General features: G+C 62.4%; 11 protein-coding genes. 2 read left to right on the plus strand and 9 right to left on the minus strand.

What is annotated here, in order from left to right:
• Window positions 1-111 precede the first annotated feature (111 nt).
• Window positions 112-1,287 (minus strand): outer membrane protein assembly factor BamB family protein, encoded by a 1,176-nt coding sequence (locus BGE01nite_RS04015; protein ID WP_146848980.1) that lies wholly within the window; start codon window positions 1,285-1,287, stop codon window positions 112-114.
• 21 nt (window positions 1,288-1,308) lie between these two features.
• A complete protein-coding gene (locus BGE01nite_RS04020; RefSeq protein ID WP_146848981.1) occupies window positions 1,309-2,418 on the minus strand; it encodes a hypothetical protein in 1,110 nt (369 codons plus the stop codon).
• Between the two features lie 247 nt (window positions 2,419-2,665).
• On the opposite strand from BGE01nite_RS04020, the gene BGE01nite_RS04025 reads away from it, so the two are divergent.
• Together BGE01nite_RS04025 and pgsA are read left to right on the plus strand one after the other, a co-directional pair.
• Window positions 2,666-5,251 (plus strand): DEAD/DEAH box helicase, encoded by a 2,586-nt coding sequence (locus tag BGE01nite_RS04025; RefSeq protein ID WP_170266575.1) that lies wholly within the window; start codon window positions 2,666-2,668, stop codon window positions 5,249-5,251.
• Window positions 5,252-5,577: 326 nt separating this feature from the next.
• Window positions 5,578-6,156, plus strand: a complete 579-nt coding sequence (pgsA, locus tag BGE01nite_RS04030) for a CDP-diacylglycerol--glycerol-3-phosphate 3-phosphatidyltransferase (protein ID WP_146848983.1) — start codon at window positions 5,578-5,580, stop codon at window positions 6,154-6,156.
• A 197-nt stretch (window positions 6,157-6,353) separates the two neighbouring features.
• Here pgsA and BGE01nite_RS04035 read toward each other — a convergent pair whose 3' ends face one another.
• From BGE01nite_RS04035 to BGE01nite_RS04065, 7 genes are all read right to left on the minus strand, one after another.
• Window positions 6,354-7,142, minus strand: coding sequence for an HAD family hydrolase (locus BGE01nite_RS04035; RefSeq protein WP_146848984.1), 789 nt, complete (start codon window positions 7,140-7,142; stop codon window positions 6,354-6,356).
• A gap of 80 nt (window positions 7,143-7,222) precedes the next feature.
• On the minus strand, window positions 7,223-8,614 hold the full coding sequence (locus tag BGE01nite_RS04040; protein WP_146848985.1) for a hypothetical protein: 1,392 nt from the start codon (window positions 8,612-8,614) through the stop codon (window positions 7,223-7,225).
• A 218-nt stretch (window positions 8,615-8,832) separates the two neighbouring features.
• The gene (locus BGE01nite_RS04045; protein ID WP_146848986.1) at window positions 8,833-9,501 is read right to left on the minus strand and encodes an MFS transporter; all 669 of its coding nucleotides are present in this window, start codon (window positions 9,499-9,501) and stop codon (window positions 8,833-8,835) included.
• A 122-nt stretch (window positions 9,502-9,623) separates the two neighbouring features.
• On the minus strand, window positions 9,624-11,015 hold the full coding sequence (locus tag BGE01nite_RS04050; protein WP_146848987.1) for an efflux transporter outer membrane subunit: 1,392 nt from the start codon (window positions 11,013-11,015) through the stop codon (window positions 9,624-9,626).
• Window positions 11,016-11,025: 10 nt separating this feature from the next.
• Window positions 11,026-14,154: an efflux RND transporter permease subunit gene (locus BGE01nite_RS04055; RefSeq protein ID WP_146848988.1), complete on the minus strand. Its 3,129-nt coding sequence runs from the start codon at window positions 14,152-14,154 to the stop codon at window positions 11,026-11,028.
• Window positions 14,155-14,173: 19 nt separating this feature from the next.
• A complete protein-coding gene (locus BGE01nite_RS04060; protein WP_146848989.1) occupies window positions 14,174-15,274 on the minus strand; it encodes an efflux RND transporter periplasmic adaptor subunit in 1,101 nt (366 codons plus the stop codon).
• Window positions 15,275-15,291: 17 nt separating this feature from the next.
• Window positions 15,292-15,954: a CerR family C-terminal domain-containing protein gene (locus BGE01nite_RS04065; RefSeq protein WP_146848990.1), complete on the minus strand. Its 663-nt coding sequence runs from the start codon at window positions 15,952-15,954 to the stop codon at window positions 15,292-15,294.
• Between the last annotated feature and the right edge of the window lie 280 nt (window positions 15,955-16,234).

A 16,234-nucleotide genomic window follows, 5' to 3' on the forward strand; every position in this document is an offset into this window, starting at 1 on the left:
AGCAGACCTTTTGAATTCGATGACGGGGGCGTGCTTGAATCGTCCACAGCTCATCACACGGAGTGTGATGGCTACTTTGCTGGCGCGCTGATCGGAGGCGTTGGAGCCTTCTTATTTTAGCTTCCAGAGAGTTTTGTCACTGCGGAGGTAGACGGCGCCATCGCTGATGGCGGGGGTGCAGAGGACGGTCTCTTTGAGAGGGAGGGTGTGGACGACTTCGCCTTCCTTGGCGGTGGTGTCGACGACCTGGAAGTCACCGCGCTCGCTGGCGATGTAGATGTATTTGCCAGCGGCGACGGGGGAGCCACTGAAGGGGCCTTTGAGGCGGAGCTTCCAGGCTTCGTCACCATTGGTCAGGCTGGCTTTGAGCAGCACACCGGCCCCGTTGAGCACGTAAAGCGAGTCACCAAGCACCAGCGGGCTGCCGGTGCCGGGTTTCAGGCCTTCGGCGCGCCAGATCTGGGAGACGGAGCCTTTCTCGGGGGTGAGAGCGGTGACGCCATTGGAAGGCACATAGATGGCGTTCTGGGTGACGGCGGCGCTGGGGATGGTGGCGGCACCATCGGTGTAATCCCATTCGATCTCGCCGGTGCGGGGATTCAAGCCAGTGAGGCCTTTGCTGGACTGTAGGGCCACGACTTCCTTGAAGACGACGGCGCTGGTCCAGTTGGCGGCTTTCGGGCGCTCTTTTTTCCAGCGGTTCTTGCCGGTGGCGACATCGATGCCGAAGGCGAGGGATTCGCTGTCATTCTCCGCCTGCACGACGAGCGTGTCTCCCACCACGACAGGGGAGGAGGACATGCCGAGGCTGTTGCTGGCATTGGCGTAATCAAAAGTGAGACCACGGAGCCAGAGCAGGTTGCCTTCGAGGTCGAAGGCGAAAAGATCGTTCGAGGAATAGAGTGCGAAGACGCGCTCGCCATCACTGCAGGGCGTGGGTGCGGCGACGCTGGTCTTGTTGTGCGCCATGGTGCGGCCGGTGGCTTTCATCACACGCTCCCAGAGCTTTTTGCCATCCTTGGCGCTGAAGCAGGAGACGTGCAGTGAGGCCTGGTCGGGTCCGCTGGCGCAGGTGACGAAGACTTTGTCACCGACGATGATGGGGCTGCTGAGGCCACGGCCTGGAAGATCGACCTTCCAGGCGATGTCGAGCTTCGGACCTGGGGCATTTGCCTCCGTGGAAACGGCGGAGGCATTTGGGCCGCGGAACTGCGGCCAGCCTGCGGCGAGGGCCAATGACGAATGCAGAATGACGAATGACGAAAGGAGGGCGAACGAGAGCTTCATGGTTCAAGCGGGATGAATGGATTACTTCTTTGCCACGATGGCGGTGCCGGTGGCGTCGCAGAGGCGGAGCTGGAACTGCCATTCGACGGTCCATTGCTCGGTCTGCTCGTTCTGGCAGCATTTGACGAGAATCTGGTTTTTGCCCTTCTTCAGCCTAACAGGAAGTTTGTATTGGTCGAGCTTGGCGCCGCGGTGGTATTCATCACGGGCGAAGAGGAGCTGGCCATTGAGCCAGACCTTCCAGCCGTTTTTGCAACCCAGGCGGATCTGCGCGTCGCGCTCCTCTGCGGAGTCAAACTCGGTGTAGGCATAGCCGGTGACCTCTTTCAGCATGGTGAAGGGCTTGTTGAAGTCTATCTGGCCGTATTCGTCTGTGCTGGTGAAGTCGACCCATTTGGCCTCGGCATTCTTGCCGGGGTAGGTGGCGTCGAGCTTGATCTCTTTCTCCGGCGGGAACTCGGTGTCGTAGCCTTTGCGCTCCACATTGGTGAAGGGGGCGATGAGCTTCCAGCTACGGATGAAGCCGAAGTGCGTGGGAAGATCGACGGGGCTGCCGAGGTCTTTTAGTTTCTTGGCGAGGTCCTTGATCTGGTCTTCATCGCGCGCGCCTTTCATGGCCTGTTGGTAGGCGGTGAGGGCGGCGTTTTTTTTGTCCTGAGCCAGGGCTTCATCACCCATGCTGGTGAGCTTGGCCACGGGATGGCGGCGGAGCTCGCTGCTCGGGTCTTCGAGGAGTTGTGGGGTGATTTCTTCGGCGAGCTCGGGCTTCGCGCGCTGCAGGACATCAAAGGCGACGACACGAGGCTCGGGGCTGTTCTTGGTGTCCATGAGGAAGGCCTGCACGGCCTCCACAGGAAGTTTTTTGGCTTCGATGGCCTGGTCCGCGATGACACCGACGGCGGCGCGCAGCCAGTTTTCGGCGAGCGGATTGGCACCGTTCATGGCGGCGAGGATCTCTGGCAGTGCGGCAGGATCGGCCTTGGTGATCTGCTGCCAGGCGGCGGTGGCTTTTTCATTGCCGGCGCCTTCCTTGTCCACGGCGCGGATGTCCGCGAGCGGTTCCTTGAGGCTGGCGGCGTGGAGAGATGAAGCCAGAACGAGGCCGAGCAGGGTGGTGGCGAGGATTCTCATGAGGTTAAATGCTACTCACAAAGAACGCCGACTGCCAAGGAACAGTTTCGCGATGACTCAGTCTGACGGCGGGATGTCCGTTGATTTCACCACAGAGGACACAGAGGAGCACAGAGGTCCTGAACGGAAACCTTGGTTTTGAGATGATCGGCGCGTGCATTGTAACAGTCTGTCTTGCGTTGGAGCGCCGGCATTCGTAACCAGACTTAGTTCGTCATTCGGAATTCGACATTCGTCATTTCTCCCCGTGCTACCTTCCATCAACAACCTCAAGCTTCCTGACGTCTGGCAGCACCAGGCGGTGAACCTGCTCCGCGAGGGGGTGGATGTGGTGGTAAGCGCGCCGACGGGGGCGGGGAAGACGTACATCTTTGAGCTGCTGCATCAGTCGCGCTCGCTGGACGGGCAGGCCGTTTATACGGTGCCGACGCGGGCGCTGGCGAATGACAAGTATGCCGAGTGGAAAGAGGCGAAGTGGGATGTGGGCATCGCCACCGGAGATGTGTCCGAGAATGTGAGCGCGCCGGTGCTGGTGGCGACTCTGGAGACACAGCTGGAAAGGCTGGTGCGCGGTGAAGGACCGGCCATTTTGGTGATCGATGAATATCAGATGATCGGGGACGGGCAGCGTGGCTCGCACTATGAAGCGGCGATTGCGCTGGCACCGATGGAGACGCGTCTTTTGCTGCTAAGTGGATCCGTAGCGAACCCGGAGGATGTGGTGACCTGGATGCGACGTCTCGGACGAGAGGCGGAGGTGGTGATGACGAAGGAACGTCCAGTGCCACTGGATGAGATGCCGTGGGAGTCCCTGCCGCAGCGCATGGCGCGGCACTTTGAGCAGTTCTGGCCGAAGTTTGCCTCGGCGGTGATGCTAGCGGACCTGGCACCGCTGCTGATCTTTTCACCGAGACGCAAGGAAGCGGAGAACATCGCGCGCAGGCTGGCGAGTGATCTGCCGCCGGGGGATCCGCTGGATCTGACGCCGGAGCAAAGAGCCGTGTGTGGCAAGGATCTGGCGAATCTGCTGGAGAAGCGCATCGCCTATCATCACAGCGGGCTTTCGTATGCGGCACGTGCAGGTGTGATTGAGCCGCTGGCAAAGGCGGGACAGCTGCGCGTGATCGCAGCGACGATGGGGCTGGCGGCGGGGATCAATTTCTCCGTGCGCAGTGTGCATGTGGCGGCGACGACCTTTCATGATGGCAAGAGCGAGCACAAGCTGGCGCCCGATGAGCTGCTGCAGATGTATGGGCGCGCGGGACGTCGTGGATTGGATGAGCGTGGTTATGTGGTGACGACGCGGCAGAGTCCGTCGCTGCATGATGCGCGGCCGGCGAGGCTGCATCGCAGCAATCTTCTGGCCTGGCCGATCTTTCTGCGGGTGATGAAGCATGCGGCGGTGACTCAGCAGAACCCATTTGAGGAAGCGGAAAAATTTGCGCAACGTTTGTTCGCCAAGGTGCCGCCGCTGCTGGGGCTCGAAGCCGAGATCCCGGAAGGCGCGCTGCAAGGCGGATTGCAGGAAGCGAAGGCGCTCTTTGGTCTGGAAGCGACGGAGAAGCAGATGCTAAACTCACGCGGTGAGTGGGAGCGCAAGCCGAGCCTTCCGCCGGAATGGCTGCCGCTGGGACAGGCCTGGGTGGCGAGCGTGGAGAAGATTGCTCCGGCGTTGAGCGTGTCGGGTTTTGTGGCGCATTTTGCGCATGGGATCGGGCGCGTGGGGAAGGTGGGGCCGGGATCCGGAGGGAACGGGAAGGTTTTTTATGGGGTGGAGATTCCTTTGGGGATGAAGGTGGAGGCTGAAGCAGGCGAGACGCCTGCGCCACACTTCACAGGCGGTACGCCTGTGCTACTTTCTGTTAGGCCTACGAAGAGCTTGAGGAAGATGCTGAAGCTGCCGAGGAAGCTGGAGGTGATGCCGGTGGAGGAGATCGAGGTACTGCATGGGCAGGAGCTCGCAGAGGCTTTGCGCGCATCGTATCAAAGCGGCTTTGATCAGGAGACGCAGGGGCTGCCGGCGCTGGTGCGTACGGTGGAGAAGGAAGGGCTTGTTTTTGCGGTCTTTGACTTGAGCGAGCTCTCGGTGCCTGTACAACGTGATTCGTTAGGCGTGCCGCTGTTTCGCGTGCAGGAGAGGACTCAGGTGGTGCGGAATGAAACGGGAGTGCATGATCCGGCGGGAACGAATCTGGAGATTCGTTCTACGGACCGGCAGCCGCGTGCGGGGTCGCCGATTCATGCGTGGAGATCGTTAGGCCTGATCGATGAGAATGGGGCGCCGACGCGGCGCGGGGAAATTTTTTCCTTCTTCCAAGGTGGCGAGGGTCTGACGATCGCGGCGGCGCTCGAGGAAGATGGTTATCCCATCGATGATCTGGTGCGGCATCTGGCGAACCTGCGCGGCGGGACGAAGTTTGACATGCCGATGACCTGTGATTCAGAGCGGCTCGGCGCAGTGAGCCGGAACACGTATGGATTCATCAATCATCAGGGCTATCTGGAGAACGGCCTGCCGCCGGACTATGGCGATGGCACGGCGGAGCTGCTGGATGCGCTGCTGCATCCTGACCAGAGCGCTCGTGACAAGATGCCGCAGGACGTGGCGGAGGGAGATATCTCGCGCGCTTACATCGAGTGGCTGAGCCTGCTGCGGCATATCATTCATGCGCCGACGCATTCGTGGCGGCGCTGGCAGGCGCTGCAGGAGGAGTGCGGGAAGGTACTGAAGCAGCACGGCAAGGCGCTGCGGCAGCTTTTCTACCTGAACCTGCCGCCGCTGACGAACAAGCAACGACATGGGAAGACGAAGCATTATCTGCTGGTGAAGTAGATGCGTGATGATCGCGTGAGTGGGCGACCTTTGGTGTGCATGAGACGCGCTTTCAGCGCTTCCCGGTGGTGCGGCTGCGGGGGCCTGGGGTTGAAATCCCAGGCTTTGATGAGACGCGCCCTTGGCGCTTTGAGAGTGGCTGAGCATCACGATTTGAGGAAAGCTTAGGAGGATCGCTTCCTTGAGGCTCCAAGCCAAGGTTCACCGCAGGCAGCAAATCTAAGGTGGGGGCAAAGAAGGTGATGTTTTCGCCACAAAGCGCAGCCGAGATTTGACAGGCAGGCGTTTCTCTAGCTAGACAGGTTTGACCACCCACCCAACCGCGCATGAACCTGCCGAACAAGCTCACCGTCGCCCGCCTTTTTTTGACAGGCGTGTTTGTGGTGTGTTTTTACATCCCGTGGGCGCATTCGATGACGGCGGCGCTGCTGGTCTTTTCGGTGGCGTCGTTCACGGATTATCTGGATGGCAAGATCGCGCGGGCACGGAACATCGTGACGAACTTCGGGAAGCTCTTTGATCCGCTGGCGGACAAGGTGCTGATCGCGGCGGCTTTCATCCTGCTGGTGGAGCGCACGGAGATGAAGGCGTGGATTGCGATCGCGATTCTGGGACGCGAATTTTTTGTGACGGGCATCCGGCTGATCGCGGTGCAGAAGGGTGTGGTGCTGGCCGCGGAGAGGCTGGGCAAACACAAGATGCTCTGGCAGATCCTGACGGTGCTATATTTCCTGCTCAGCGCAGCTTCGGCGGAGACGCTGTTTGGCTTCCTGCGGCCGTGGCTGGAGCCATCTCCCGCGCATTGGTGGGTGGGGGCGACGATCGTGGGCATCACGACGGTGCTGACGGTGGTGTCAGGGTTTAGTTATTTCTGGAAGAACCGGCATCTGTTTGATGATGCGTGAGGCCCGCCAGAAGTGGCGATTTCACCCGTGGCCAGATGCTCGCGGACTGCCAGCATCCCTCCGGGATGCGTGCTTGAACTAACGTGTTCGCATCGTCCTCCGGTGGTTCTCGCTCCACCGCTTCGCGGTTGCGCTTCACCACCGGCTACCGGCCATCGAGCCTCCGGCTCGCCAAGCCGTGGCAACCAAATCTAACCTCAGGCGCGGGCGCCGAAGTAGTGGCCGAGGGCCTCGATCATGCCTTCGCTGGCGGGCTTGGTGGCGACGAAGCCGCCGTGACGAAGGACGTGCTCTTTCACGGGAGGCAGGCCGTTTCCAGGCGTGGCGATCATGCGCGCGTGGAGCGGATTGAGCATGGAGAGGTCGTTGTGATTATCACCCGCGGCGAAGCAGCGGCTGGCATCCATGCCGAGCATGCGGGCGAGCTCTGAGAGAGCGGTCCCTTTGCTGTAACCGCTGTGGGAGAAGCGCAGGTAGACGCCATTGCGGTGGTAGCCGATGTCGGGGAACTGACGCGCGTGGGTATCGATAAACGCGCAGATCATGTCCAGTTCCTCCTCGGTGCTGCCGACGATGCCGAGCTCGCCATAGTCGCCAGAGAGGAACTCGCCTTTGGTCTGCTTCTCCACCAGTTCGCGGATGGCGGTGAGGGAGGGCTGGTGGTCTTTGACGAAGCGTTCGTGGGCTTTGCGGGCCTGACGATTCCAGGAACCGAAGTCGCGCCACTGTTTGAAGATGCCGGGGCGGTAGATATCGCACTCCTGGGCGATGATGTAGTCCGGCTGCATGAAGATGCCATGCTGGGCGAGGCCCTTGATCGTCTGCGGGAGGCTGCGGCCGGTGTTGATGACCCAGGCGGCGCCTTGGGACCGAAGCTGCTGGATCATCTGCCCGAGGACGGGATGGAACACAGGATCTCCCTCGGGGTTGATCAGGGTGCCGTCGAAATCGAAGCAGAGGATGAAGGTGGGCTTGGGGGCGGCCATGTGGCGGTTTGAGCGGGGGGCGAGAACTGCGTTAGGTGTTCATCCGCCGGGGGTTAGAGTCAAGCAGGCTCATGCCATGCTCACCACCATGCGCGGGCCGAGGCGGCGACCCAGAGGCCCATGCCGGTCATGGCGACCCCGTAGGCGATGACGATCCAACGTTTCACCCCACGACGTCTGGCACGGCGCAGCACGCTCTCGGCACCCCAGGCGAGGCTGAGAGCGAGCAGCATGACGAGGCCGTGAAGGTGCCTCACGGGAAGCACGGAGGCATCCCAGAGGGCGATGACGCCGCAGATGGTGATGGAGGCCGTGACGAAGAGCACGGAGGTGGCTGTTTCTGGATGCAGGCGCTCGCCAGCATGGGCGGCTTTCGGGCAGCAGGTCAAGGTCAGGAGGGTGACGAGGATGAGCAGGCCGAGCATGGCCAGGAGCTGGGGCAGGGCGGAGCCGAGCTGGCGGCTGACGAGTGCTGCCCCGCGGACAAGACGTGTGGCGAGCTGCTCGCTGGTGATGGTGCCGAGCGCGCTGGCGGGGGTGGGCATTTCCAGCACGGGCACGCGAGCCAACGCGGCGGCATTCGGGTGCTGCTCGATCCATTTTTGCGCCTCCTCCGGCGTGTCCAGCCAGCGGACGTGATCGACATGGCTGTAAAAAGCCTGGCCGAACAGCTCATGGGACTCGGCCAGACGCGGACCGGAGACGAAGAAGAACATGGCCGCTAGCAGAGTCAGGCCTAACCAATGGTTGCGCCATCGCCACAGGGAGATGCCGCGCACCTTGCTGAAGTGGGCGGCCACCCAGCCCCAGATGGCGCGGAGGGAGCTGACGAGGACAAAGACAACCAGCACGGGCAGGACGACACGGTCCTCCACCAGCCAGGCGAGGGCTCCGGTGATGCCGATGATGCCGTAAACCCAGAGGGAGTTTCTTTGCAGCGAGTAGAGGCAGCCCAGCCAGAAGGCGAGCAGGGCGATGTGAAAGAACACCTCGCCGGTGAAGAAGGGCAGCACGGGGACAAACCCGTGAAAGGCGGCCATGAGCACGACCCAAAGAGCGGTGGGAAGCGAGAAGGAACGCGCGGCAACGAAGCCGAGCACGGCCAGGAAGCCGAGGGTGAGGCCGAGGCGGAACATGCCGGTGCCGTGCAGGGTGGCGCCGACGTTTTGCGGGTCATGCATCCAGGCGGCGATCCAGGGCCAGAGCGGCTGCACGAGACCGTCCGTGCGGTGCGGGATCATGCGGTTCAGCGGCTCGGAGAAGCTCTGAGTGAAGTCGGGCTGCAGATCGTGGTAGGTCTGCGTGGTGAGCTCCAGATTGGCGGCCTCCACCATGGTGAGCTTCAGAGGGTCCGAGTCGTCGATGCGCGGGGCGAGGTCTTTGAAGACGAACCAGAGGATGGCTCCCAGGGCGATGAGACAGGTCACCCAACGCAACCAGAGAAGAGGCGTGGACGGTCGGACGGGAGGCATGAGGTCGGGAAAGACGTGAAGACAGCAAATAACCCGCCATTCGACAAACCTGAAAAGTGGAAAATCGACGTGGCGGGATTTTGGACGGTGTTGTGGTCAGTCGAAGGGCGCGGTTGTGCGAAGGCATGTTTTGGTCACATGCGAGCTTGGGGTGCGCACGAGAGCGGTGTCGACGATGCACGGTGGCCCGTGCATCTCTGCCACCGCACTCCAGGACGCTATCGCGACTTCCGGGCGGGCTTTTTCTTCGCGGTGGACTTGGTAGCCTTCGAGGTCTTCGTCGCCTTCACGGCTTTGAAGGGGGTGGCTTCGGCGACTTGGGCGAGGGGGCAGGTGTAGATCTCGAAGGGGCCGGCGGTGGAGCCATCGAACTCGGCGGCGGCGTAGAGGCCGGCTTTGACGATGTCGGTCACGTCCTGGTAGTGATCGTAGACGGTCTGCATGGCGCCGAGGGCGAAGTCGCGGCCGGAGCCGGCGGCCCAGAAGCGGTGGAACTGCTGGGCGGTGCGGTAGGAGTAGAGGGCGAAGATGCCGTGGGGATTGGCGACGAGGCCGTAAAACTGCGTGGTCTCGTATTCCTCGCCTTTGTCCGGCATGGTGGACATGAAGTACTCGGCCTTCATCCAATGATGCGCATGGCGGAAGGTCTCAAAGATGGCGGAGGTGCTGGAAAAATCGCGCGGGCGCTCGGGATTGGCGAAGTAGCTGTTCATCACCACGAGGCTGGAGGAGGTGCCGGTGAGGCCGATGTGGGTATCGCCGATCTTGGTGATCTTGGTCTTGTTGACGATGTGGTGGGCTTTCTGGCGGACGGAGCCGAGGGAGCTCATGGTGTCAGCGCCGATGCAGGCGATGCCGTTTTTCTGGGCGACGACGATGGTGGACATAAAGTGCGCGAGTGTGGCAGGTGCTCATCTCAGCGCAAGCTTGGGTCTTCGAGGTGAAGGCGTGGGAGCGTGGGGCTTGGCTTTGGGGGCGATGCGGAGCTCTCTTTTTACTTCTTTTGTTATTACCAGCCGCCGCCCATGGATTTGATGAGGCGGACGGAGGCGATGAAGCGCTGGGCGTTGATCTGGGCAGTCTGGCGCTGGAGCTGGAGGAGGGTGCGCTCGGCATCGAGGAGCTCGAGGTAGCTGAGGCTGCCGCTTTCGTAGAGGGAGCGGATCAATCCAGTGGACTGGTTGGCGGCGGCGAGGGCCTCGCTCTGGGCGGCGGCTTGCTCGCGGCGACTGCGGATCTGGGTAAGGCTGGTCTCGACGTCTTTCACGGCGGCGAGCACGGCCTGACGGTAGTTGGCGATGGCTTCTTCACGTGCGGCCTTGGCTTGACGGACGCGGGCGCCGATCAAGGCATAACCAGTAATGGGGAGGCTGATCTCGGGGCCGATGGACCAGACCTTGCTGTCGGCTTTGAAGAGGCTGCTGGTTTCCTTGGTGAGGAAGCCGCCATCGGCGGTGAGTTTAACGGAGGGGAAGTAATAGCTCTTCGCGACTCCGATCTCGGCATTTTTGGAAACGACGAGGCGCTCGGCGGCGGCGACGTCGGGGCGGCGCTCGAGCACATCGGCAGGGATGCCGGCGGGGACGCGTGGAGGTGAGCCGGAGATGGGGCGCTCGGCGATGGTGAAGGTGCTGGCAGGCTCACCGCAGAGGATGGCGAGGTTGTCGGCAGTTTCCTGGCGGTTGCGTCTCACATCCACGAGCTCGGCTTTGCCGGAAGCGAGCTCGGTGCGGGCGCGGGCGAGGTCGACCTCGGGGATGGTGCCGGCTTTGAAGCGCTGCTCGATGAGGCCGAGAGAGCGGGTGCGCAGGTCGTTGGTCTCGCGGAGCGCGGCGATCTCTGAATCGTAAGCGCGGAGCAAGAAGTAGCTGGATGCCACATCACTGGTTAGGGTGAGCATGACGCCGTGGTAGTCAGCGATGCTGGCCTCGGACTGAGCGCGGGCAGATTCATAGGTGCGGCGGACCTTGCCCCAGAAGTCGATCTCGTAGCTGAGGTCGAGCACATTGCGGAAGGTATTGATCTGCGAGGAGGGGATGCTGACGGGCACCGGGGTGGGCAGATTGCCGGAGGTGCGTTCGCGGCGTGTCGTGGAGACCGCGCGGACATCCGGGAAGAAATCGGCGGCGGTGCCACGGGCGGCGGCGCGGGATTGATCCACCCTTGCAATGGCGGCTTTCAAGCCTTGATTATTGGTTAGGGCGCGCTCTTCCAGACGGGTGAGCTCGGAGTCCTTGAAGGCCAGCCACCAGTCGCCTTTGGGCAGTTCATCTTTGGGCACGGCGGGCTGCCAGCGCCATGAGGCGGGCGCGACCTGGGTGAGGTCCGGGCGCTCGTAGTTCGGGCCGGAGAGGCAGGCGCTGAGAGTGAGCGTGAGGGGGATGAGCAGGAAGCGGGACATACGCAGGAGATCAGGCAGTGGCCGTGGTCAGGGCTGTTTCGCGCGCGGCACGCCGGGCGGCCTTCTTTTCCGCGCGGCGCTGGCGCCAGGTGATGGCATCGTCAAAGAGCGAGTAGAACACGGGCGTGGCGAGGAGGGTGAGCAGCAGGGAAAGGGTCTGGCCGCCGATGATGACGCCGGCGGTGGCGGTGTTGAAGGCGGCGCCGATGCCTTTGGAAAGCATGAGCGGGATCATGCCGGCCACGAAGGCGGCGGTGGTCATGAGGATGGGGCGGAGACGGTCCTTGTTCGCTTGCAGGATGGCCTCGATCCGGGTCATGCCCTTGCCTCGGAGCTGGATGGTGTGGTCGATCTGCAAGATGCCGTTTTTCTTCACCACACCGAAGAGCACAAGCACGCCGAGGGTGGAGAAGATGTTCAGTGACTGGCCGAACAAAATGAGTGACAAAATCGCAAAGGGCAACGTGAGCGGCAGGGCGATGAGGATGGTGAAGGGATGCACCCAGGACTCAAACTGCGCGGCCAGGATGAGGTACATGAAGATGAAGGCCATGGCGAAGGCGGTGATGAAGGCGACACCGGCCTTCTTCAATTCCTTCGAGCGGCCTTCGGGACCCATGGCGTATTCGGGAGGAAGGTTTTGCTTCTTCAAGACGGCCTCGACGGCGCTCATGATCTCGGATTCACCGACGCCGGGCGCGGGGTTGGCGGTGATGGTGACCTGACGACGGCGGTTCGCGCGATCGATCTGCGAAGGGCCTTCGCGTGGCGAGAGTGTGACGAGATTTGAGAGAGGGACTGGCGGGCCTTTCAAAGAGGGCACAGAGAGGAGCTGCAGGGCTTCGGAGCTGTTGCGGTAAGCTTCTTCGGAGCGCAGATGGATGTCATACTGCTCGCCGCCCTCGTCATAGGTGGAGACGTCATCGCCACCGACAAGCAGGCGCAGGGCGACGGAGAGATCGGCGATATTCACGCCGAGCTGTCCGGCCTTGCTGCGATCCACCACGGCGCGGATCTCCGGCTTGCCGGTGACGAGAGTGCTGTCGACATCACGGATGCCGGGAATTTTGCGGATCTCAGGCATCGAAGCGGTCACGGCCTGGGCGATGCGGTCGAGGTCAGGACCGCCGACGAGATATTGGATCTGCGCGCTGGACTGGCCGGTATTGAAGGCGGGCACCTCCTGCACGTTCATACGCAGCTCGGCGGGGTATTTGGGCACGATTTCCTTGCGCACGAAGTCCATCATCGCCTGCTGTGTTTCCACGCGCTGAGCGGGATCAATGAGGCGGACGTAGATGCTGGCCTGGTTCTGGGAGCGCTGGTCGTTATCGCCAATGCTCATGAGCGTGTAGGACACGCCGGGGACGCCGCGAAGCTCGCGGGCCACGCGCTCCGCGGTGATGTCTGTGGCGGCGAGGCTGGTGCCTTCCGGCGTGCGCAGGTTCACCTGAAACTGCGCTTCTTCATTCGCGGGAAGCAGGGCCTTTTGGACCTTCCCCATCAATGGCCCGACGGCATACAACGCGCCGAAGCTGAGCAGCACGATGAGCCAGCGGTGGCGCATGGAGAAGCGCAGCACGGCCATGTAGAGAGCTTCCAGCGGATGGTAGAAAATGTTCACCAGCTTCTCCATGCTGCGTTCCAGCCAGTTCGGCTTGGTGACGCTGAGCATGCGCGCCGCAAGGCTGGGGGTGAGCGTGAAGCTGACGATGAGCGACACCACGATGGCGAAGGCCATGGTATAACCAAAACTGCTGAGGAACTTGCCAACGATGCCGCTGAGGAAGGCGACGGGGACGAACACGGCGAGCAGGGAGAGCGTGGTGGCCATGACGGCCATGCCGATCTCCTTCGTGCCATCAATGGCAGCCTGGAAGGGCGTGGCCTTCTTCTCATCGATATGACGGAAGATGTTTTCCACGACGATGATGGCGTCATCGATCACGATGCCCACGGCGAGCGCGAGGGCGATGAGGCTGATGGAGTTCAGCGTGATGTCACCGGCCCACATGACGCCGAAGCTGGCGATGATGGAGGTGGGAATGGCGAGCGCTGAGATGAAGGTGGCGCGGATGTTGCCAAGGAAGAAGAGCACGACGATGGCCGCGAAGAGCGAGCCGAGCACCAAGTGCTCCTTCACCGCATCGGTACTGGTGCGGATGACGAGGGAGTTGTCCCGAACGATCTTTACTTCATAGCCTTTGGGCAGGAAGGGTTTTACTTCGTTGATGCGCTCCGTGACGGCATCGACGACGGCGATGGTGTTTTCACCGGACTGCTTGCGCAGCGAGAGCGTGACGGTGGGCACGCCATTGAGACGGGCCACGGTTTGCAGCTCCTCCGCGCTGTCCTCCACACGCGCGACATCACTCATGCGGACGATATTGCCCTCGGTCTCGCGGATGACGAGGCGCTGGATGTCATTAAGGCTTTCCGCCTTGCCGACGATGCGCAGTCCGGCCTCATGCGCGGCGTTCTTCACCATGCCGGAGGGGATCTGTACGTTCTCCATCTTCAGCGCGCGCTGCACGTCCAGCGCGGTGAGGTTGAAAGACTGCAGGCGGATGGGGTCCAGCCAGACATTGATCTGGCGTTTCTGGCCGCCTAACAAGGTGACCTGGCCCACGCCGGGCACGCTTTCCAAACGACGGCGCAGCACCTTGTCCGCATACTCGGTGATATCTCGCGTGGGTGCGTCCGCGACCACGGCAATGCTGAGGATGGGCGTGGCATCGGGGTCGAGTTTTTCGACGATGGGTGTGTCGGCATCATCCGGCAGCGTGGAGAGGATGCGGTTCACGCGGTCACGTACTTCCTGCGCGGCGACATCGACATTCTTCTCGAGGAGGAAGGCGACGTAGACCTGGGAGATGCTGTCCGTGGAGACGGAGCGGAGCTGGTCGATGCCGCTCACCGTGTTCACGGCTTCCTCGATCTTGTCCGTGATCTGGGTTTCGATCTCCTGCGGCGTGGCGCCGACGAGACGGGTGGTGATGGCCACGGTGGGGAAGTCCACTTTCGGGAAGCGGTCCACGGGCAGGCGGGTGTAACCCAGCACACCCACGACGACGAACACCAGCACGATGACGCTGGCGAAGACGGGACGTTTGACGGAGACGGCGGCGAGCCACTGCATGGGGGGTGATGAGTGGAGGTTAAGGCTTCGCGACGACAGGCACGCCATCCGCGGCGTCAGGACCGGGCTTGAGCACCACGGCCTCACCTTCCGAGACGCCGCCCTGGCGGATCTCGACCCAGTCTTTTTCGTTCTCGCCGATGTCGACGAGACGCTCTTCGAGCTGGTTGTTTTTGATGACGTAGAGACGGCGCTTCGTGCCATCGATGCGAAGGGCTGCGGCAGGCACGGCGAGGGTCTTTTCCTCACCCGTTGTCAGGCGGGCTTCGGCGAAGAGGCCGGGCTTCAGGCGGCCGTCTTGGTTGTCGACCTCGGCCTCGACGAGGAGATCGCGCGAGGCTTCGCGCACGGCGGCGCCGATGAAGTTGATCTTGCCTTGAAACGTTACTTTTGGATAGGCCGAGACGGTGAACTCGACGGTCTGGCCGGCCTTCACGCGGCCGACGGCGGCCTCGGGAACATTGAGCAGGAGGCGAAGCGTGTGGGTGTCCACCACGCGAGCGACGGCCTTGCCGGGCTGCACGTATTCACCGGGGGAGACGAGGCGCTCGGCGACGGTGCCGGCGAAGGGTGAGAGGATGACGGCATCCTTCAGGGATTTTTGCGCCATGTCGCGACGTGCCTCGGCTGCGGCGAGCTGGGCATCCTTGGCGGCGGTGTCAGTGCGCAGGCGGTTGAGGTCGGCTTGAGCGATGGCCTTGGCGGCGGCGAGAGGCTGGTTGCGCTCATACTCGCTGCCGGAGAGATCAGCCTGGGCCTTGGCGAGAGCCACGGAGGACTCGGCCTCACGCAGATTGATCTGCGAGACGCGCTCATCCAGCTTCACCAACACATCGCCGGCTTTCACTACGGCACCGCGTTCGACGGGGGTGGACTCGACCTTGCCTGCGGCATCGGAAGCGACCATGGCATCCCAGGCGGCCTGGAGCTGGCCGGTGACGCGGAGGTAGCGTGGCATGTCGCGTGACTCGACCTTCGCGGAGGTGACGTCGATGGGCTTCGCAGGCGCAGGCGGGGTGATGTTCTCAGCCGGTGGCGGCTTGTGACAGGCGGTGAGGGTAAGGCCGAGCAGGAGGGCAGCGGCGGCGGCGGTGGCAGCCAGGGGGGCGGGGGGGCTCATAACTAACTTTGGGGGGATTACTTTTTGGCGGCATTGGCCCGCAGACCGGCGAGTCCGTGCAGGGCGAAGTCGGCGATGCCGGCGGCGAGGTTTTCGATCTCGGGCTCGGTCTTCGGGACCGGTGAGCCAAGGCGGTCGATGATGACGCGACCGTGATCGAAATGGATGCAGAGGCCGATGATGTGGTGCGCGAGGATCTCGCACTGCGTGTCGGGCTTCGGCTTGCGCAAAACGGCGGCGATGATGCGGCGGAGCTCCTCATGGAAGGGGCGGACGACGAGTTTCAGGAACTGGTCGAGGCAGGGGGTGGGCTCGCGCATCTCATGGGCCATGAGCTGGCCGAGCATGGGATGGCGGCTGCGCTTCAGCAGGATGAAGCGCAGGCAGAAATGGATCCATTCGCGCAGGACTTCCTCAGGCGGGCGGGTGGTATCGAACTGCACGCGCGGCTCATGCTCCAGGGCACGGCGATGGTTTTCCAGGAGGACCTCGCGGTAAAGGCTCTGCTTGTCGCCGAAGTAGTACTTCACCGCCGCGAGGTTGGCGCGGGCCTTCAGGCAGATCTGCCGGAGGCTGCCCTTGGCGAAGCCGTCCTTGGCGAAGACCTGCGTCGCGGCCTGGAGCAGCCGCTCCTTGCGGGCTTCAGCATCACGTTCGCGACTGGGGGCAGAGTTAGACATGTGTTTATAAACAGGTGTTTAACTTGGGGGATGATTTGTTTTGGTCAAGTGGATCGTTTGGCGGAGGCGGAGTGGTTGGGTGGGATTTGGCCTTTTGGCGGGGGCGCAGGGTTTTGAGAGGTTGCGGGCTGGTTTGGGAAGGACAAAAGGGACAGAAAGGACGGGGACAGGTAAGAGGAAGAGGCCCGTGAGGTGTTCGAGATGCATCACGATCTTCGGCTTGAAGAGGTGAGGGAGGAAAAGGGAGCCCTTAATAGCGAATGACCTGCTGCGGACTGAA

It is taken from the genome of Prosthecobacter gellanilyticus, from assembly GCF_007992435.1.
Taxonomy (GTDB): Bacteria; Verrucomicrobiota; Verrucomicrobiia; order Verrucomicrobiales; family Verrucomicrobiaceae; genus Prosthecobacter; species Prosthecobacter gellanilyticus.

What these genes read in the sequence shown, in the direction of transcription:
- BGE01nite_RS04055 (WP_146848988.1), bottom strand. Translation starts at nt 14,154, where the DNA reads ATGCAGTGGCTCGCCGCCGTCTCCGTCAAACGTCCCGTCTTCGCCAGC.
- BGE01nite_RS04050 (WP_146848987.1), bottom strand. Translation starts at nt 11,015, where the DNA reads ATGTCCCGCTTCCTGCTCATCCCCCTCACGCTCACTCTCAGCGCCTGC.
- BGE01nite_RS04045 (WP_146848986.1), bottom strand. Translation starts at nt 9,501, where the DNA reads ATGTCCACCATCGTCGTCGCCCAGAAAAACGGCATCGCCTGCATCGGC.
- BGE01nite_RS04035 (WP_146848984.1), bottom strand. Translation starts at nt 7,142, where the DNA reads ATGGCCGCCCCCAAGCCCACCTTCATCCTCTGCTTCGATTTCGACGGC.
- BGE01nite_RS04020 (WP_146848981.1), bottom strand. Translation starts at nt 2,418, where the DNA reads ATGAGAATCCTCGCCACCACCCTGCTCGGCCTCGTTCTGGCTTCATCT.
- BGE01nite_RS04060 (WP_146848989.1), bottom strand. Translation starts at nt 15,274, where the DNA reads ATGAGCCCCCCCGCCCCCCTGGCTGCCACCGCCGCCGCCGCTGCCCTC.
- pgsA (WP_146848983.1), top strand. Translation starts at nt 5,578, where the DNA reads ATGAACCTGCCGAACAAGCTCACCGTCGCCCGCCTTTTTTTGACAGGC.
- BGE01nite_RS04015 (WP_146848980.1), bottom strand. Translation starts at nt 1,287, where the DNA reads ATGAAGCTCTCGTTCGCCCTCCTTTCGTCATTCGTCATTCTGCATTCG.
- BGE01nite_RS04040 (WP_146848985.1), bottom strand. Translation starts at nt 8,614, where the DNA reads ATGCCTCCCGTCCGACCGTCCACGCCTCTTCTCTGGTTGCGTTGGGTG.
- BGE01nite_RS04065 (WP_146848990.1), bottom strand. Translation starts at nt 15,954, where the DNA reads ATGTCTAACTCTGCCCCCAGTCGCGAACGTGATGCTGAAGCCCGCAAG.